This is a genomic window from Paenibacillus faecis (assembly GCF_008084145.1).
GTDB classification, from domain to species: Bacteria; Bacillota; Bacilli; order Paenibacillales; family Paenibacillaceae; genus Fontibacillus; species Fontibacillus faecis.
The window spans coordinates 758,529-777,345 of sequence record NZ_VSDO01000003.1 but is presented as its reverse complement, the minus strand read 5'-3'; the positions used below and the strand labels follow the sequence as shown (position 1 = coordinate 777,345).

18 protein-coding genes are annotated in these 18,817 nt (G+C 48.6%); 11 read left to right on the top strand and 7 right to left on the bottom strand.

The features are described from left to right. The first annotated feature begins 56 nt into the window (after positions 1 to 56). The 3 genes from FRY98_RS16895 to FRY98_RS16885 all read left to right on the top strand — a co-directional run bounded on the left by FRY98_RS16895 (position 57) and on the right by FRY98_RS16885 (position 2,854). Positions 57 to 953 carry a DMT family transporter gene (locus tag FRY98_RS16895; protein WP_148454040.1) on the top strand — a complete coding sequence of 299 codons (897 nt, stop codon included), beginning with the start codon at positions 57 to 59 and terminating at the stop codon, positions 951 to 953. A 132-nt stretch (positions 954 to 1,085) separates the two neighbouring features. Continuing rightward, positions 1,086 to 2,537, top strand: coding sequence for a CAP domain-containing protein (locus FRY98_RS16890; RefSeq protein WP_148454037.1), 1,452 nt, complete (start codon positions 1,086 to 1,088; stop codon positions 2,535 to 2,537). A 149-nt stretch (positions 2,538 to 2,686) separates the two neighbouring features. Beyond that, the gene (locus FRY98_RS16885) at positions 2,687 to 2,854 is read left to right on the top strand and encodes a CxxH/CxxC protein (protein WP_148454035.1); all 168 of its coding nucleotides are present in this window, start codon (positions 2,687 to 2,689) and stop codon (positions 2,852 to 2,854) included. 454 nt (positions 2,855 to 3,308) lie between these two features. Here the strand turns inward: FRY98_RS16885 and FRY98_RS16880 are convergent, their stop codons facing one another. From FRY98_RS16880 to FRY98_RS16870, 3 genes are read right to left on the bottom strand one after another with little or no spacing between them, the layout of a single operon-like run. After that, complete coding sequence (locus FRY98_RS16880; protein WP_148454033.1) at positions 3,309 to 4,319, bottom strand: hypothetical protein; 1,011 nt, start codon at positions 4,317 to 4,319, stop codon at positions 3,309 to 3,311. A 21-nt stretch (positions 4,320 to 4,340) separates the two neighbouring features. Next, positions 4,341 to 5,471, bottom strand: coding sequence for a DUF4179 domain-containing protein (locus FRY98_RS16875; RefSeq protein WP_170287115.1), 1,131 nt, complete (start codon positions 5,469 to 5,471; stop codon positions 4,341 to 4,343). Next, positions 5,461 to 6,039: a sigma-70 family RNA polymerase sigma factor gene (locus tag FRY98_RS16870; protein ID WP_148454029.1), complete on the bottom strand. Its 579-nt coding sequence runs from the start codon at positions 6,037 to 6,039 to the stop codon at positions 5,461 to 5,463. The genes FRY98_RS16875 and FRY98_RS16870 overlap by 11 nt, the downstream gene beginning before the upstream one ends. A 298-nt stretch (positions 6,040 to 6,337) precedes the next feature. Between FRY98_RS16870 and rlmH the strand changes: the two genes are divergently transcribed. After that, positions 6,338 to 6,817, top strand: a complete 480-nt coding sequence (gene rlmH, locus FRY98_RS16865) for a 23S rRNA (pseudouridine(1915)-N(3))-methyltransferase RlmH (RefSeq protein ID WP_148454027.1) — start codon at positions 6,338 to 6,340, stop codon at positions 6,815 to 6,817. A 72-nt stretch (positions 6,818 to 6,889) separates the two neighbouring features. Here the strand turns inward: rlmH and FRY98_RS16860 are convergent, their stop codons facing one another. After that, the gene (locus FRY98_RS16860; RefSeq protein WP_148454024.1) at positions 6,890 to 8,338 is read right to left on the bottom strand and encodes a serine hydrolase domain-containing protein; all 1,449 of its coding nucleotides are present in this window, start codon (positions 8,336 to 8,338) and stop codon (positions 6,890 to 6,892) included. 180 nt (positions 8,339 to 8,518) lie between these two features. Beyond that, positions 8,519 to 8,749: a hypothetical protein gene (locus FRY98_RS16855; RefSeq protein ID WP_211373311.1), complete on the bottom strand. Its 231-nt coding sequence runs from the start codon at positions 8,747 to 8,749 to the stop codon at positions 8,519 to 8,521. Between the two features lie 285 nt (positions 8,750 to 9,034). Here FRY98_RS16855 and FRY98_RS16850 point away from each other — a divergent pair, with 285 nt between their 5' ends. Both FRY98_RS16850 and FRY98_RS29450 read left to right on the top strand, forming a co-directional pair. Next, the gene (locus tag FRY98_RS16850; RefSeq protein WP_148454022.1) at positions 9,035 to 9,883 is read left to right on the top strand and encodes an epoxide hydrolase family protein; all 849 of its coding nucleotides are present in this window, start codon (positions 9,035 to 9,037) and stop codon (positions 9,881 to 9,883) included. Continuing rightward, a complete protein-coding gene (locus tag FRY98_RS29450; RefSeq protein ID WP_225039064.1) occupies positions 9,795 to 10,076 on the top strand; it encodes a helix-turn-helix transcriptional regulator in 282 nt (93 codons plus the stop codon). Before FRY98_RS16850 ends, FRY98_RS29450 begins: the two co-directional genes overlap by 89 nt. Positions 10,077 to 10,294: 218 nt before the next feature. Here FRY98_RS29450 and FRY98_RS16840 read toward each other — a convergent pair whose 3' ends face one another. Next, complete coding sequence (locus FRY98_RS16840) at positions 10,295 to 12,319, bottom strand: right-handed parallel beta-helix repeat-containing protein (protein ID WP_148454018.1); 2,025 nt, start codon at positions 12,317 to 12,319, stop codon at positions 10,295 to 10,297. Positions 12,320 to 12,654: 335 nt separating this feature from the next. Here FRY98_RS16840 and FRY98_RS16830 point away from each other — a divergent pair, with 335 nt between their 5' ends. The 5 genes from FRY98_RS16830 (at position 12,655) to FRY98_RS16810 (ending at position 17,564) form a co-directional block, all read left to right on the top strand. After that, on the top strand, positions 12,655 to 14,403 hold the full coding sequence (locus tag FRY98_RS16830) for an ABC-F family ATP-binding cassette domain-containing protein (RefSeq protein WP_148454016.1): 1,749 nt from the start codon (positions 12,655 to 12,657) through the stop codon (positions 14,401 to 14,403). A 309-nt stretch (positions 14,404 to 14,712) separates the two neighbouring features. Further along, on the top strand, positions 14,713 to 14,949 hold the full coding sequence (locus FRY98_RS16825; protein WP_148454014.1) for a DUF6953 family protein: 237 nt from the start codon (positions 14,713 to 14,715) through the stop codon (positions 14,947 to 14,949). A 501-nt stretch (positions 14,950 to 15,450) separates the two neighbouring features. Beyond that, a complete protein-coding gene (locus FRY98_RS16820; RefSeq protein WP_148454012.1) occupies positions 15,451 to 15,882 on the top strand; it encodes a MarR family winged helix-turn-helix transcriptional regulator in 432 nt (143 codons plus the stop codon). A gap of 18 nt (positions 15,883 to 15,900) precedes the next feature. Beyond that, positions 15,901 to 16,539, top strand: coding sequence for a peroxiredoxin-like family protein (locus FRY98_RS16815; RefSeq protein WP_148454009.1), 639 nt, complete (start codon positions 15,901 to 15,903; stop codon positions 16,537 to 16,539). 71 nt (positions 16,540 to 16,610) lie between these two features. Continuing rightward, positions 16,611 to 17,564 (top strand): alpha/beta hydrolase, encoded by a 954-nt coding sequence (locus FRY98_RS16810; protein ID WP_148454007.1) that lies wholly within the window; start codon positions 16,611 to 16,613, stop codon positions 17,562 to 17,564. A 292-nt stretch (positions 17,565 to 17,856) separates the two neighbouring features. Here the strand turns inward: FRY98_RS16810 and FRY98_RS16805 are convergent, their stop codons facing one another. Beyond that, a complete protein-coding gene (locus tag FRY98_RS16805; protein WP_148454005.1) occupies positions 17,857 to 18,729 on the bottom strand; it encodes an SDR family oxidoreductase in 873 nt (290 codons plus the stop codon). Positions 18,730 to 18,817: the final 88 nt, after the last annotated feature.

Here is an 18,817-nt window from a genome sequence, read left to right as displayed (position 1 = left end):
TCTCTTTATTATAGTCAAACAGAGTACTATTTTAATACTTTATCAGGGAGTTGACTATGGGTAGAGGGAAAGGGATTTTCTTCATCATGACCGGCGCTATCCTTTGGGGGATTGGGGGTACGGTAGCAAAAAAACTGTTCCAACAATACGGCATCGATATGGGTTGGCTCGTTACAATACGTCTACTGATTGCGGGATTTTTACTGCTCGGGGTTCAATCTCTGAAAAAGGGTCCTGCGAGCATTCTTGAGATCTGGAAGAGTAAAAAGTTCTCGCTTCAACTCATTTTGTTCGGATTGGTTGGAATGCTCGGGGTTCAATACACTTATATGGCTTCCATAGAAAAGGGAAACGCCGCTGTAGCAACGCTGTTACAATATTTAGCTCCTGTAATCATTATGATTTACTTATTCGTCAGTAAACAATCCGCTCCAACAAGGAAAGAGATGTATGCTGTAACGCTTGCATTAGCAGGTTGTTTTTTCTTGCTGACCAACGGTTCCTTGTCTCAGTTATCCGTACCGTCCCTTGCAGTGATTTGGGGATTATTATCCGGGGCTGCCCTTGCCTTTTATACCTTGTATGCAGTCCGCTTTCTTGAGAGATACGATTCGCTGGTCATAGTGGGCTGGGCTATGATGATCGGGGGCGTGGCCTTGAGTGTTATCCACCCGCCTTGGGATATGAAGGTTACGAGCTTACCTATGGAAGCCTATCTATATTTGGGTTTCGTCATTATTTTTGGCACGATGCTGCCTTTTTGGTTTTATATCGAAAGCTTGAACAGCCTGTCACCAAAAGAATCCAGTCTTTTGGGCAGCTTGGAACCGTTAGCGGCCGTAGTGACGACCGTATTTTGGCTAAAAGATTCCTTCGGCTTGTTCCAATGGATCGGGACTTCTTGCCTCATGGTCATGATTCTTTTCTTAGCTTTTAACAAAGAGGATAGCTGAGGTATATCGATCCCGTCACTATTTGAAGCAGGGTCCTGGGAAGAAAGCGATTAAAAATTAAAGGATTTCATCGGTTTTTGTCGAACTAACGGGATAAGAATTTTCAGCTTAGTTTAGAAGGGACAGAGAGCGATGAAAAGAACGCTGAAGCGGGGAATGAGTAGTCTTGCCATCCTGGGGGCGGCCGGAGCGGCCTTGATGGGTGCGGCGGGACCGGCGGGGGTGGCCAAGGCGGCCGGGTTTTCGGATGTCCCGGGTTCGCACTGGGCTTACGACATGGTGATGTGGTCCCAGGAGAACGGGGTGACGAGCGGATACCCGGATGGTACCTTCCGTCCAACGCAAGCGGTTACCGAATCGGAATTTCTGGTCATGCTGGTGCGCGCCTATCCGGAAAAAACCATTGGGGAGAAAAAGGCAGGGGAGCCTTGGTACACGCCTTATTATAAAGTGGCTTCGGATGCGGGTTGGCCCGTGGCGAATCAGCCGGAACAGAAGATTACCCGCGGCCAGGTGGCGCGTTTGATGGCGGCCGTCATGGGTCAGTCTTTGGCGGAAACGGAAGCGGTTCAACTGGTGCTGGACAAAGGTCTTGCGCAGGGGAAGGCCGGTTCCCCAGGCGTGGCGGGCTTCGCTCCGAACGATGCACTGTCCCGTGCGGAGGCGCAGACCTTCTTGTATAGACTGAAGCAGCAGACGACTTCGGGCAGCGTGCCTGCGGCGGCGGAAAAGCCGGACAAGCCGGCGAAGGCGGAAGCGGGAATTCGTCTGCAGGGCGTGGCGATCGGCGAAGCCGAGTCGAAGGTCACGGAATTGCTGGGCCAGCCGGCCCGCAAAGATGTGACCGGCCACAGCATGAGCTGGTACATCTACAATAGCGATTACAAGCGTTACGCCCAAATCGGCATCGCGGGAGGGCGAGTGGTCGCCTTGTACTCGAACAGCGAGGGCTGGCAGTTTGAAGCGGGGGATACGCAAGGGCTGAAGGGTTTAAAGTCCCGGGCGGACCAGCTGTGGGGCAAGGGAGAAGCGGCTGGAAACCAATTAGTGAGTTATCAGGCTCAGGGAAGCCGAGTGCTGCTGTTCCTGGATTCCCATGAGAACGGAGCGGTTGACGGCGTTATGCTGCAGGACAAAGCCTATTTTGACGGCGTAAAATCTAGTGGTCTTTCGGAGGCGGTTTTGAGTGCGACGGAGCAGGAGATTTTTGATTTAACCAATGCGTTCCGGGTAAAAAAAGGACTTAAGCCGCTGACCTGGAACGACAAGGCCGCCACCGCGGCCCGGCTCCACAGCCAGGACATGGCGAAGCGGAATTATTTCGAGCACGAGACGCCGGACGGTTTGTCGGCCGGGGACCGGATGGCGGCACAGGGTCTCAAGGAATACCGCACCTGGGGCGAAAATATCGCGGCCGGCTATGACGATGCGATTGAAGCCTACAACGGCTGGATCAACTCCGCGGGCCACCGGGCCAATATTCTGAAGAGCTCCTTTACGACGCTCGGGATCGGCGTGGCTTTGGGTTCGGACAAGAGTGAATACCAATCGTACTTTACGCAAAACTTCTATACGCCGCGTTGAGGTACATAAGGAAGCATGTGGGGAGCCGTCCGAAATCCGGTGTGATTTGGACGGTTCCTTTTTTGGGCCGAGTATGGTAGAACAAATAAAGGACAACCTGTAAATACGGAGCCCGCCGCGATGGCGGCAAGAAAGGATGCTTTGAGCGAATGTACGTAGTATGCAAAGATCATGTGGAGCTGGCAATCGACATGTTTGTCGACGAGTTTGAGGATGCGCCGGATGTGGTGGACCTGGAGCACACGAAATTTATCGACTGGGATCCGCCGGTCAAATGCCAGGAGTGCGAGCATGAAGCGAGGTTTCTGATCGTCTAGTTAGGGATCGCTCTGCCGACGGCTAGCCGCGAATCTTGGCACCGGGCCGGGTGATACGGAACACTTAGAAAATATAATGTGAAAACGATGGGGCGGTTTTTCTCCACTTGCGCGGAGGAGGCGGCCTCTTTTGCATGGAAAAGGAGAGCGAACTTCGGACAGTCCGTGCATTGTCGGGCGATGAGGTGTTTAGCGGGATTTTCTCCAGCTAATGAGGCAGATTCTAACTTCCGGGAATCAATTACCTGGAAAAGCTCCAGCTAAATTAGCGGAACATGGCCCAAAACCGCCTTGCGGGGGAGGATTAACGGGAGAAATTCCAGGTAATTTCGAGATTCGTGAGATTCGGACCGAATTAGCGGGAAGTTTTCCCGTTAATGTGTCGGCGGGGCATCCGGTCTCACAGTAAAAAGGAGGACCCGCCATAAAGGCTGGTCCTCTTTCCGTATGCGTTTTACTCCGCCAATTCCAGGTTATAGAACTGACCTTTGGTGTTATAGGTTCCTTTTACCGTGGGTGCATTGGTTTTAGTAAAGACGATGGATCCCGGGTGATCCTTGTCCTTGGCGGCTTTATAGCCGGTCAAGTCGATATTCAGCAGCTTAAGGGCCTGGGGCGATGCGTTCTTGAGCAATTGCGCTTCGGTGTAGCCTTTCAGTTGGCTGTAGCCCTTGGTATAGTCGGAGGAGGAGTCCTCCAGGCTGGACAGCTCGACCTTGGTAATTTGCCCGGTCGCCTCTTTCAGGTTGATGAAGATGGGATTGTTCGCGTCATCGCTGGCGAATTGCAGCTCGTAGGATTTCTCGCCTTTACCGTTCAGCACGACGGAAGCCTTAAGCAAGTTGCCCTTTTTTACCCCGTTTAACCCTTCCGCAACTTTGTCGGCCGCCTGCAGGGCGCTTTCCGGCACCTCTTCAACCTGGAGCGGGCTCATGATACGTTTTGCTTTCCCGTCCAGCAGTGTCAGAAATTGGTCACCCACGGAAGCGAACAGTTCCAACTTGCCGGGATTGGCATACTCGGCGGTGTATCCGATGGTTAGCGTTACCGTTTCGGGCGTCTTGGTCGCTTCGGCATCCGCGAGCTTTAATGCGGCGTTGATTTGTTGTTTATAGGTGTCTTTGAGGTCGGCCCATTTCTGAACAACCGAGATGTAGGCGACTTTATCGTTGAAAATATCCACTTCGCTATTGGCGGCTTCTTTGACTTGCAGAACCCAGCTCGTATTTTTGCCTTCGGTCCATTTGTCGGCTTTGCTGAAGGTATAGGTTTTGCCGGTAACTTCTTTCAGCTTGGCCTGTGCCGCCTTGATCAGGTTGGCGCTGATCCCGTTAAGAGCGGAAGCCTTGGAAGCCGCGTTGGTTTTTGCGGGAGCGGCGGCCGCAGGGGCCGTCAGAGAAGGGGCGGCGCCCAGCAAAAGCCCGGTAACGGTCAGCATGGCGATGGTTTTTTGCACGTTTTTCATAAGTAAAACCTCCTGAACATTTCATTGTTTTTGTAAGGGAATGGTCAATTGTAATTCGGGAATGTACTCTTTGGTCCAGTTCCCATGGGAATCGATCTCGGCAATCCGGTTGTCGGGCGCATCCTTGTAAACGTACAAGAAGGGCTTAATCGTGATGGACCTGGTGTCCGCCGCCAGCGGTTCGTAAAGCAGGTCGAGCTGTTTGCGGCCATCTTGGAGTCGATATCTGTAGATGTCGATCCAGCCCGCTTCATTCCCTTGTTCGTCCACCACATCAAAATACATCTCTCTTCCGTCCGCGGTCATGCCCGAGGTCTGCAAAAACAGCCGGGTGGAGACGGGGGACGATTCCATTTCATCCAGTTTCCAGCTTAACTTCCCGAACGTTTTGCCCGTGTTCAGGGAAAGAACCCGATTGCTGGTGTTTTTCCGGACGGGGATGTCCAATTGAAACGGTTCATGAATTCCATTCAGGCTGATTTCCAGGGACAAGGTGTATTGATCGGGCATGGCGGGACGGCGGGTACTCTCATCGGAAGCCACACTGACCGTCACAATGGCGGAGGAAGCATCGGCCCCCGGCCCGAGGACCCACGCCACATTGCCTTTCGCCCCCCGGATTTGCGCCTCCAGCCGGTTAAAGGAACCCTTACCTTTGGAAGGCTGCTGTACAATGCCGTTGTCTTTGACGGGAGAAAACAAGGAAGCCGGATGTCCCGCCTCGTCCAGTTGTAGGGCTACGCTTGCCCGCGTTCCGTCGTAAAGCACCTGGACTGCGGATAACGTAAAACCGTTCCGGGTATCGCTGATCCGCATCTCTTTGACCAGCCCTTTGTCCACGGCGCTTTGCAGTCCGAAGTCCCCAGCCAGCCTAAAAATGTTCTGCACAAACGGGAGCTTGCCGAGCGTTTCCGCCATCACGGGCGATACGAAGCCGGAGGCAATCACGGCGGCGGTCAACAGGAAGGCGGCGGCGCAAGCTAGGGCGGCTTTACGGAAGAGCCGGGTTTGTCCCGATGGTTTACGCGGAACGGAAGTTTGACCGATGTGACGGCGGCTGGATTCCCATACGCGCTCCGAGAGGTCCTTCGGGCATTCCAGCTCCCGGGCGGCGCGCTGAATCTGCTCCTTTAACTGATCTTCAATGGACAAGGCAGTCACCCCCTTTTTGTTCCTCCAAAAATACGGCGTATTTGCGCAGTTCTTTCAACGCCAGATGATGCCGGGATTTAACGGTTCCCTGAGGAAGGTCCAGCAGCTCGGCGATTTCGCCGAACGTGTATTCATGATAGTAACGAAGTACGATCACGACTCGTAACTTGTACGACAGCTTGTGGAGCGCCATCCGCACTTCCTCGCTGGTCTCGTTCCTCAAGGCGGGGTGGTCGGTTTGGGGCGATTCTTCCTTGATCTCCAGCAAGGTTTGGCGCTCAAACAAACGGAGCTTGCGCCACATTTTGCGCTTCCAATCCTGCACCTGCCGGACGGCGATGCCATGCAGCCAGTAGCGGAAGGGCCTGGTGGGGTCGTAATTCCCGATCGAAGTCCATAACTTCAAATACACTTCGCTCATGATGTCCTCGATATCCTGACGGCGAGGGATCAGCAGCGCGACAATGCGGTAGACATCCTGGACCGTGGCGTCGTAGACGTGACGAAACGCTTCCTCGTCCCCTTCTTTTAATTTTTGCAGCCAGGGAGTAATGTCGATATCTTGCAAGCCCCGTTCCTCCTTCCGTGTGCCTCACCCCTATATTCGCTCCGAACGCGAAAATGGTTCAGTGGAATTTTAAATTTATTGGAGCAAGTGAGAAATTCGTCTATGGCAGGGTGAAAAAAAAGTCTCGGAAAGCGAAGTGGATTAGTGAATAGCCCTGTCAGGGGGGAACGTTTCATACGGTGCCTTATAGGCAAAGTCAAATAGCTCGGTGTTTTGAGAAACCTGATGTGTCGTTTTGTTGCGGCGGGAGACTAAAGTATAATCATAATATATTTTGAGGCAGATGCGGGAGGTAGCCATGCTTATTCAATTGATCGGAGTCGGCAAACTGAAGGAAAAATACCTGGTCCAGGGAATCGCGGAATACGCCAAACGGCTGGGGCCGTATGTAAAATTCCAGATGACGGAGGTGGCCGACGAAAAAGCGCCGGAGACGATGAGCGAGGCGGAGGTGCTTGGCGTGAAGGCGCGAGAGGGCGAGCGCATCTTGGCGCACGTGAAGAGCGATGCCCATGTCATCGCTCTGGCGATCGGCGGCGAGCTGTGGAGCTCGGAGGAGCTCGCCGCGCATTTGGACCGGCTCGGCACGTACGGGACGAGCCATGTGGTGTTCGTCATCGGCGGGAGCCACGGGCTCTCCGATGACGTGCTGCGCCGCGCCCAGCAGAAGCTCAGCTTCGGGCGCATGACGCTGCCGCACCAGTTGATGCGGCTGGTACTGGTGGAGCAGATTTATCGCGCGGTGAAGATCAATCGGGGGGAACCGTATCATAAGTAGGGCGAAAATAGGGGCTGTTCTCTCATTAAAAGAAACCTTGGCTTTTTTTCAATAAGTGAACGAATGAAATGCTTATTTTCGGAGCGAGGCATTATATCGGTGAGTGTATACAAACCATGTAATGCTTGCTGTTAATAATGCCGACGAAATCAAAGTTGTAAGAACACTATATGTTCGCCAAATAAGTATCGTTGACCAATCTAATGCACAGCACAGTATACACTGGACAATCGTAGCAAACAGCAAAATAGCTGTTACGATTATTCGCTTTTTGGTCATTGGCTGCCGCTCATTCGTTTTCCTTCTGCGTAATCCCAAGAGAAAGAACAGAACAGCCAATAGGCAAAGAATAATTGTGGTAGACGACAAAATGATGTCCAAAAGCTGTGTGCCGCTTATTCCATATGACTGCGTCAGATTGCCGTCTAATATATCTTTAATTTTTAGTACCATGCTTCTATTGATATTTTCGCCGTTGGTCAGCAAGCTGATGGCTATTCGTTCATTTGGCTGTATGACCACTTCGGTTCCGAAATTGGGATTGCCCCCGGGGTGCTCTATAATCGTTTGGTTGGCGTTTACCGACCAGCCCGCCGCATAATACATTTCGTTGACAGCAGGAACAGACATATCACCCTGATGTGATTTTTCGATAACCGTATGGAATATTTCGGGTATGTCCTGCACAATACCCATCTGTATGCCCATCCAACGCGCCATATCTTTTGTACAAGAAATGATGTAGCCTGCGGGTTTATTCCCGGAATAATCCGGCGCATTATATGGAGTTGTCATAAAAAAGGAAGAACGATAGCCCTGTGCCAACTGTCCGGTGGCTTGAGCATCTTCTTTATAAACATACGTCTGGTGAAGACCCAACGGCTGAAATACCTGTTCCCTCATAAAGTCCTCATAGCTTTGTCTCGACACAATCTCAATAACCAGACCTAATACGTCATAATTAACAGTTCCGTAAGTATACTGCTCACCAGAATAGAACGACAATTCAGAATCTACGAGCATTTCTACGGTTTTTTGCAACATATCCGGCGTATTGCCTTGTGGAATGTTTTGACTGTGACTGCCATTTGTTAAGCCGCTAGTATGGTGTAAAAAGTTATTGAGTGTAATACTTTGCATATCCACGTGTTTACCCTGATACTTTAACGTAAACCAAGGCAAATATTTCTGGACAGGGTCTGACATTGACAGCAGTCCTTGTTCTTCCATCAGCAGAATACCCATGCCGGTAAAAGCTTTACTTACCGAAGCCAGCTCATATAGAGTGTTTTCACTTGCTGACAGTCCCTTTTCACGATCTGCATACCCGGAAGAAAAGTAGAGTACTTCATTGTTCGCAAGTATGGAGATTGACATTCCCGGTACACCTGATATACGGCTTGCATCATCCAACAATGTTTGTATTGAATCAGATTGCGAATCTGATAATGCATAGCTTGGTGTTGCGAATCCGGTGAACAGTATAAGTAGTGCAATCATAAAGACAATAATTTTTTTCATAGTCTCTCCATTCCGAAAAAACTCCCGTACGGAAAATATAAATAGCCCGCATTAGCTTATTATTGCAAAATCTTTTTGTATGTGAAGAATCATACGATATAAAAAATTAGATTGCTATCATAATCTCCTACTTACTACGAACTATTTTGCTAGGAACACAAAAAAGCCCCCTCTGCTTCATTAGCGGATGGGGCAATAGTTTGTCTGAGGCGATTTCCGAAAAACAATAATAATATGGGAGATTATTACCTTAATAAATAGATTGCCCTTGCGAAAGGCACAGTCCGACGGCCCTACTTTGGCAGCTTGAATATGTACGAGCAGCTCCTTGCTTCCAAGCGACGGTTTCGTGATTTCTTGCAGAACAATCACTTCCGGTGGACCATATGAAATTTGAACCATGGCTCTCATGATTTTCTCCCCCTAACGGAAATTTTACTGCGACGGACATTTACAAGAGGCACCTACTGATCCGAGAACCCCATCCTTGCAGTACCCATGTACAAACCCCTAAGTTTAAGTAATGATTACATTCTAACTAGGGGGATGTTTGCTGGCATTGATTTAAGTCAAGAGACGAACATTGAAAAAGGATATTAAGGTTGTTGCCATCCTGTTGGCAACAAGGGTGGATTATCCTATGGACAGGAACTCTGCTTTAAGCAAATGTTCCAGTCAAATTAGGAGGTAATCCCAATGAACGCATCCAAACAAACAATTGATCGCAAACACAACGAAAACACCGAAATCCACCCGTTTCTCATCGACATTCCCCAGCAAGCGTTGGATGATCTCCGGGACCGTCTGGAGCGGACGCGCTGGCCCGACGAACCGAATTCCATCGATTGGGACTACGGCGTCCCTGTCCGTTACCTGAAAGAAATGGCGGCATATTGGAGAACGGAGTACGATTGGCGGAAATATGAAGATGCGTTGAATCGCTTTCCGCAGTATACGACGACAATTGACGGACAACAAGTGCACTTCCTTCAAGTACGATCTCCAGAACCTGACGCAATGCCGCTTATTCTTACTCATGGCTGGCCGGGATCGATTGTGGAGTTTATGAATATCATCGGTCCGTTGAGCGATCCGCGTGCTCACGGCGGCCGTCCGGAAGACGCTTTTCACCTGGTGATCCCATCCATACCGGGATTCGGATTCTCCGGCCCGACGAATGAAATCGGTTGGAACACGGACCGAGTAGCGGCAGCATGGTTGGAATTGATGGGCCGCTTGGGCTATGAACGCTTCGGCGTGCAAGGAGGAGACACTGGGGCGATCATATCACCGAAGATGGGCAATCTTGCTCCGGATCGTGTGATAGGAATTCATTCCAACGGTCTAATAGCGTTTCCTTCTGGCGATCCGGCGGACCGCGATCTGCTGCTGACAAATGTGTCGATCTATTGGTTTACCGGAACGGCAGGGTCCTCTGCCCGCATTTATAAGGAGGATGCTAAATCATGGGGGATGCCGGGGAAGAAATCCAACGCGTGTCTCAGGCATAACGATAATGGAATATGTCATGAAAAAACGTATTGAGAAAGCGAAACAATTATTGGAAAACACAAACTATACTATAACGCGTATTGCTGTCATTATTGGATTTTCTAGCGCTGCGCATTTTTCGACTACTTTTCGTAAACGGCTTGGAATATCACCTTCGGAGTATCGTACAAGTTATAATGCATATAACGTATGCGGAGGAGACCTCGAAAAGCTGGTGATTGAGTGATTACATCCAGCAACCATTGATCTATCGGGGAACGATAGTTGAATCATCCGATAGACCCGTTAAGCCGAACCGTATCATAAGTAGAGCGAAATTTTATCAAAGATATACATGTGGCTTTCAATAAGGGCAAAACAAATATAAGATCATCGGAGTATCTCATGTACACACGAAAAAGATCCAGTCACCTAAAATGAAATGACTGGATCCTCAACCATAAACTAAATTTCAAAATCCATGGTACCTTTTTCGGTTAATTCAAACGGACCAGGTGTGACATCTGTATCGGGTCTCTCTATCCCGAAAAAGTCGGAGTCAAAACGATATGGAGTGCTGTCTGGCTCCTCATACTTCATATCGGCGTGATAAGTCTTTCCAAGCAGGTCAGTGGTAACCACCATTGCAGAGGCTCCTTGAAGCAATTGAGGCTCATTGACCTGAATGTGCACCCTGCCTTGCGCAGGATTAATCTCAACTTTTATGCCCTTCTGCGCATATGTCTTCGCATTGGATTCATGACGACTTGGAGCCGCATGGTTAAGATATACATTTCCACCCATAGCCACCGGAAGAACTGCATTTCCTATAAAGAAATCCTTTGCGACATCGCCAAGCTCAGCAAGCTCCTCTTTGGTATATTCCCACCATCTCTTATCTTTTACACTAGGATGTTTATCGTAGCCCCCCAGCCCCACAGCATGCAGATAGCAAATGGAATTGTCCGGAACGCCATCCATGACCGTCTTCCCATCATCTCCAACTGCATCCCTTGGTTTAAGTGGAAGATGCTCAAAAAAGGTTATTGGAACAGGTTCCTTATTCGCATCATTATCCCCCAAAAAGATATTGTTGTAGTATCTGTCGTCGCCTCCAGTGATATTGGAGTACCCGGCCATTGCTGTCTCATGAGGGAAGTGATATGGCGTAATACGGGTAATCTCGGAACGAACGACAAATCGGCCTGCAAACAAATTATGAGCAAATGCACCGCCTTGTGCCATATTTCTGAAGTTCATAGGAGAGAGGAACAGATTATGATCGACCATATACGGACCATGGCAAACCTCAACGAAGAGGTCTTCAGAAAGGTTGTCAAAAAATACATTGCGGCTGATGCGGGTGCCCTGTGCCTGCCAGTCAAGCCAAAGCGCACGGTAACAGCTATAGATTATATTTTCACTAATTTGAGTATCCAGGGAAGCATGCAGTTTAATTCCCGCGACTTCGGCCCCGTGTCTGAGCCGTTTGTGGTGAATATTGTATATACGATTCTGATAAATGCGGCTGAAGGCTCCTCCCATATGACCCACAATACCTGCCTGTTCACAATCATGGATCACATTCCCTCGAACGATGTGACTGCCGACCCGATCCTTATGCCAGCTGGAGCGTAATGCTCGTAGGATAACCTCCTGCTCACGTTGAGTTCCGCCTTTACTGTGCTTATCTAAAGATTTGCTGTGACCTGTACCGATTTCGGTACCCAGGCTAATCCCAACGCATTTTGATTCACTAATGATATTGTTTTCAATAATCCAGCCCTTGCTCCAGTGAGGTCCGATCAAACCTTCCTGGTAGTCCGTAGGCGGCGCCCACCCCGGAGATGCTTGACGAAGTGTGAAGCCACTAACGGTTATGTAGTTCAATCCTGGTTTCTCAGGCCAGAAACAATAAGGACGGACATTAATTTCTACATTCTCCTTACGGGGATCTTTTCCACCAAAGTTAGCCCAGATTTTTGTTGTCGTAGAACCAACTTCGGCATACCATTTTAACAGTGAATCCTTAGGATATTTGGCTTCGGGCCAAACCTCGGGATTGCGAACGCTTTCAACACTATCGACTTCATACAATGATTTGCAATCCAAATAAACATCACCGAGATGGATCGGGAAGGGCCCGTCAAACAACCAGTCTCCACTTAGCTCCACTTCAAAGGGATTGCGAACGGAAAATATGGAATTGAGCACTTCTGTGCTCCAAACATGGTTTCCTTCTGGTTTCCAGTTGGTAATCCGTTCAGCCCCTGTAATGACGACTTCTCCGTCTCCTGCGGATCGATATATGATTCTATGCTTCGTTGTTCCTCCATTAGCCGGGTTAACCCATTCCCTATATACTCCGGCATGAACAATAACCGTATCACCAGCCATAGCATGAGCCGCAGCGCGTGATATGGTGCGAAGGGGTTGATCCGCTGTTCCTTTGTGTTGATCATTCCCATGTATAGATACATGATATTCCATAACAACTCTCCTTCTTTCCGCGTTAAAAAAGTTGTAAGAATTCCTTACAAGCTGAAGGCAGGCTAGTTATAAAATTATTGTTGTATTAAGTTATTATACTATATAAGTTGAACGAAAGCCGATATCTGCGCGCGATAAAGGCGTTTCTTTAAAAGCCTATCCTCGAATGTCCATTCATAGTGCCATCCCATAGAAGGTGGCCCTAAAACTGGCCGTTAGCTATACAAATAAATTGTACTAGCTCCCAATCAGTGTTACTCTGAGAATCGAAAACCTCAAACTTACGTTTGCTTCCAACCATAAACCCCATTTCAGATACCAAGAAAGGTAACACCATGATCAAAGTTGAACACTTATCCTTCTCGTTTCCGCAAAAAGAACTCTACAAAGACATTTCGTTTACGCTTGAAGAGGGCCAACACTGCGCCTTTATCGGCACAAGCGGCAGCGGGAAAAGTACGCTGGTCGAGATCCTGATGGACCCGGAAAGACATTTGTTCGAGGGTAAGCTGGAGATCGCCTCCGATTGCAGAATCGGATATGTGAGTCAGTTCTCGCAGGTAGACCCAACGGTAGAAATGACCGTTTTTGAATATATCGGGGAAGAATTTATCAAGCTTCAGCATGAAATTACAGCGATGTATGCGGAAATGGCAACCACGTCGGATATGGATTCGCTCTTGGAAAAGGTTCAATCGGCTTTGGACGCACTTGATGCCATGGGCGGAGATGATTTCGAAAGTACCATCAATAAACAGCTGAATCTAGCCAACCTCATGAAGCTAAAAGACGCTGACATATCTTCCTTAAGCGGCGGGGAATTCAAGCTTATTCAAGTGATGAAGGAAATGCTCAGTAGTCCGGATCTGATGATTATGGACGAACCGGATGTATTTTTAGACTTTGAAAACCTCAATGCGCTTAAAAAATTGATCAATTCCCACAAAGGAATGCTGCTGGTCGTTACGCATAACCGCTATCTTTTGAATCACTGTTTTAACAAAATCATTCATCTCGAAAACATGGAAATCCAGGAGTTTGACGGAAAATATATCGAGTACAATTTCTCCTTGCTTCAGACTAAAATTGAGCTGCAAGAAATCGCAGTCGCTGAAGCGGAAGAGATCGAGAGATACGATCAAATCATCGACAATCTTAGAGAGATCGCGACGAATGTTGCGGACGCTTCCAGGGGCCGAGCGTTAAAAGCCAGAGTGAAGTTCCAGGAAAGATTAGAAGCGCGCAGAATCAAAGCGCCGTTCGTTGATATCAAGCAGCCGAATATCCGCTTCGGGATCGAGCATGAAATAGAAGACACTGTTGTCGTAAAAGTCGATAACTATAGTGTTTCCTTTGACGAGCTGCTTTTGAAAGATGTGAACTTCGAGATCAAATCCACGGATAAAGTCGCTATCATCGGTCCGAACGGCACCGGGAAAACGACTTTGCTCCGGGATATCTTCAAAAACAATCAGGATTCCATCGAAATCAAGGACGATATCAAAGTGGCTTATTTATCGCAGCTTCAAGGCGAAACGCTAAAAGATTCAAATACGATACTCCATGAGTTCATCGATGCCGGGTTTAAAACGTATGATGAGATCAGAGCGTATCTTTTAAACTACAGTTTTGAAGGCGAAACCCTGGATCAAAAGATCGAATCGCTATCCGGGGGCGAAAAAAACATACTTCAATTGGCTAAAGCTGCTGCAAGTCAAGCCGGCCTGCTGCTTCTTGACGAACCGACAAGCCATTTGGACATCTATACGCAGATCGCACTGGAGAAAGCCATCGAAGAATATAAAGGCGCTATCCTCATGATTTCCCATGATTTCTATTCGGTCGTTAACGGTATGGATTATGTACTAATCATTGACGACAAGACGATTAGAAAAATGAGTATGCGCAAATTCAGACAGATGATCTACGCCAGTCATTTCAATAAAGATTACTTAGAAATTGAGCAAAAGAAAAAGTCGGTCGAAATGCAAATTGAATCGGCCTTGAAAGATACAGATTTCGAACTTGCAAAAGGATTGATCGATGAGCTGGAAGGATTGATCAAGCAGCTGTCTGCGCTCTAGCATGCGCCACAGGCTTAGACGGTTTAGGGAAGCACAGTCGAATATTTGGAGAGAGGAGCTCCGCTTCAAGCAAAGCTCCTCTCTTTTTCTTAGCTTACATGCGCCACAGCCCGAACCTCTACCCACTGTTCCGGAAAAGCCAGGTAGGAGCAGCTGTGCGAGTGGGGAGCACAGAATCAGAATCGTTGACGGTAATTATCAGGCTGAAGCCGATGTCTGCGCGATTATTTGATGATTCCTCTAAAGCGGATGAAAAATCATATAGGTTGTATTAATGAGCAATAAGCGATTAGAAAGGAGCATAATCTTATGGAAGTAACTGCCCAGGAAGTAGCGGACTGGATGGTCAAGGAAATCAGGTCTAGGGGAACGCTATACCAGGCCGATGCGATTGAATATGTGAAGACTCAATTTGGCGAACAGTTTGTATTCGTGAATGAGAATGGAAATACATCGCTGTCTAAAGAGGTGAAGAAGGCTTTCCGCAAACTCCACGGCGGCAAAATTGCTTGGGACCGCGACGGATTCTTTTGGGCTTGGACCTGAGCCGCTCATCCTTCCAACAACTCCAACCTATGTGCTCAGGGTGAAGGCAACCCGAAGCCCCCCCTTATGATGATTCTGGATAACCCCGGTGCTCAATTGACAAGCTTGTGGCCGCATCGGTCGACTGGACATGGATCAGGTTGATATTCTGAGGAAGGTCAATAAGGAATTAATACGCGTTTTTATTAGGAGACTATTGAGTGGGCATCCCTAACGTCTATCGTGAAAACTTGATCGGCGAAATTTACTGAATTTCAATTGCCCAAAATTAAATTGTTGACAATTGAATTAAGAGTGGATATTATTGGTTTATAAACATTGTGCACAAGTAATTTGTAGGCAACTGAAAATGAGGTGAAATACATGTCACATCATCAAACAGTTATTATCGGCACGGGTCCTGCGGGATAACGGATCATCCGAATTATGATGCCGCCCTAGCTGCCCTGCGGGAGCTAGCGGAGTAAGCGATCACCTACCAGAAGAAGGGGTTGACCTCACATGCTGCAACTTAACGAACACCTTTGCTTTTCCTTATATGCTTGCTCCCGAGCTATTTCTCGGTTGTATCGACCGCTATTAGAGGAGATGGGAATTACCTATCCTCAGTATCTCGTGTTGCTATCCCTCTGGGAAAGTGACGGGCGGACGGTGAAAGAACTGGGAGAACAATTAGACCTCGATTCAGGCACCTTGACGCCGCTGCTGAAACGGATGGAGGCGAACGAACTGATTAGGAGAGTACGATCGACGGAAGATGAGAGGGTCATCTTGGTCCTGCTCACGGAGAAAGGGTTGGCCCTTAAGGGGGAATCCGATTGTATTCCATCCGCACTCCTCTCAGCCAGCGGAATGTCAACCGAAGATGTCTCGGAATTAAACAAAACTATCAAAGAGTTAGCAGAGAAAGTCATTCAGACTAGCGGAAAATAATCCATTCGAGGTGTGACCATGTCAACAACAACCCTAACTTCAGCGTTAGAGAAGATTACGGCAGCAAGCCCTTTTGAAGTGCAGGCGATACACCAACGTTTCATCCAGCAACTTCAGGAGGGAGGCAACGCCACAGGGCTACCAGTCGGGACGAAAGCCAAGGACTTTGTACTGTCAGATTCACTAGGGAACCAAGTAAATTTAGCCGACGAATTGGCAAAAGGTCCTGTTGTCCTTACCTTTTACAGAGGAGGATGGTGCCCTTACTGCAATCGGCAGTTAAGAGCATACCAGGAGATTCTCCCCGACATTCAGGCGCTAGGCGCGCAGCTTATCGCAGTCAGTCCACAATTGCCGGATTATACACTGTCTGATCAAGAGAAGGCAGAAATGTCCTTTAAGGTTCTCAGCGACCCTAAGGGAATCGTTGCCGCCAAATATAACCTGTTGTATGAAGTGCCTGACTATCTGAGGGGCATGTACTTAAGCCATAATATTGATCTTCAAGAGTACAATGGGACAGATCATTGGCTGCTTCCGGTGACGGGAACGTTCATGATTGACGAATACTCCGTTATCCGTTCCGCATACGTGAATCCTGACTTCACCAGGAGAATGGAACCGGAGGATATTCTCTGGGAGCTGCGAAAGTTATAATTTTTTTACCCATAATGATTGTGCAAAATTAAATTTTACAAAACTAATATGATATGAGGAGAATGTTGAAAATGACCAAAAAGATTATTCTTGAGTCCGCCGCACAACAATTTGTTGAGGCTACTGCGAATCCGCCCTACTTATTCCATCTTGAACCTGAGCAGGGGAGAGCTGCGGTAGACGAAGTTCAATCGGGAGATACCAAGAAAAAAGATGTAGACATTGAGGATCTCAGCATCCCAGGCGGACCAAGCGGTCAAGTGTCCGTTCGGATCCTGCGTCCGAAGAACACGGCTGGCCAACTGCTTAAAACGGTTTTGTACATCCATGGTGCAGGATGGGTGTTCGGTAATGCCCATACCCACGACCGGTTGATTCGTGAGCTAGCGGTCAGAAGCGGATCCGCTATCGTATTTCCTAATTACAGCTTGTCTCCTGAAGTCAAATACCCGACAGCTCTTGAAGAGATCTATGCTACGCTGCAATGGATCGCTTCCTCCGGCAAGGCTCATGGCCTGGATTCGGATCATATCTCCATCGGTGGCGATAGCGTTGGCGGCAACATGACTGCGGCAATCACGTTGATGGCTAAGGAAAGAAAGGGACCTGCGATTAAACGACAGCTGCTGTTCTATCCGGTTACGGATGGGGGAATGGATACGGACTCGTATCATGAATTCGCCGAAGGATACTTCCTTCGCCGTGACGGGATGGCTTGGTTCTGGAAACAGTACATCAACAAAGCGGAAGAGTTAAATGAAATCTATACTTCTCCTCTGAGGGCTTCCATCGACCAGCTTCGCGATCTTCCTCCAGCTCTCATCATTACGGCGGAAGCCGACGTTCTTCGAGATGAAGGCGAGGCCTATGGAAATAAGCTTCGGGAGGCTGGTGTGGAGGTCACAACGGTGCGTTATCAAGGAATCATTCATGATTTCGTCATGTTGAATGCTTTGGCGGATACGTTGGCCGCCCGCGGTGCGACTGCATTAGCCAGCGCTTGGCTGAAAGATGGATTTCAATAATGGATCAGGGAGAGAAAGATATTCTCTGCTATCTGAGATGATTAACCCAACATAGAACGTCAAAAACCGGGACGCCTTATTTGGCGAATCCCGGTTTTTGAGTTGCTTAAATGGTCATTTAATTAATTGGGTACTTTTAAAATTCGCCGTAGACCCGTTAAGCTGAACCGTATCACAAATAACGAAAATCCCTAAACAAGCTCCCCTTTAAGTAGACAGGATTAATAAATAAACCCGCTACTTCAGAGGAGCATATCAAAATTGCCGTGGGTGTCGAATGCTTTGGTATACTTTAAAATGGTTTTACCACATCATCTGAATCAGTGGAGTAAGCCAGCTCTTTCTGTGCTTCCAGAGCGCCCAGTCTGTCCAGCAGGGCTGCCCGGATTTGCTCATAGGCGTCACTGCCCAACGCCATACGTATCGGACCCTCTCCCTGGTCGACACGACGGATAATCTGCTGCGCCATTTTATCCGGATCGCCGACAACCATTTGATTGAACATGCTCATATCTATACGAGGCAGTTCTCCCTTCATCAGGCTAACGAATCGGCCCGCCTCCGTATCCCGGTATTCGTCCATCCGCTCGCCGAATACGGCGTTACTTGTAAGGAAGTTCGTTCGGATCCCGCCGGGCTCCACCATAGTGGTCTTAATATTGAACGGAGCCACTTCCTTAGCTAGCGCTTCAAAGGCTCCTTCGACCGCCCATTTCGAAGAGCAATACAGTCCCATGCCCGGAATAGAATAATGACCCGCCATACTTGAAATCTGTACCATGTGACCGCCGCCCTGCTTGCGGAAAAAGGGCAGGACTGCACGCGCTGCACGCAGGGAGCCAAGCACATTGGTCATAAACTGATGCTCAATTTGTCTGTCGCTTGCTTCTTCGACTGCGCCATACAAGCCATAGGCTGCATTATTGACAAACACATCGATCGTGCCCAGTTCTGAAAATGCCCGTTCCACGACTTCAGCAATTTGCTGAGGGTTTGTGAGATCTAAATTAGCCAGCCATAGCTGGGAGCCATACTGTGCCTGCAGATCATCCAGCACCCCCGGCTTGCGTACCGTTGCGGCTACACGGTCCCCTCTAACCAGCAACCGGCGAGTTATACGTGAAGCCAAGCCTCCTGACGCTCCTGTAATGAACCAAGTTTGCATGCTAAACACCCTCCATTCGTTGTCATCCACTGAATCATACAAGCAACTGGAAGGAGCTAGCCACAGCACATCTATACTATTAACGGGA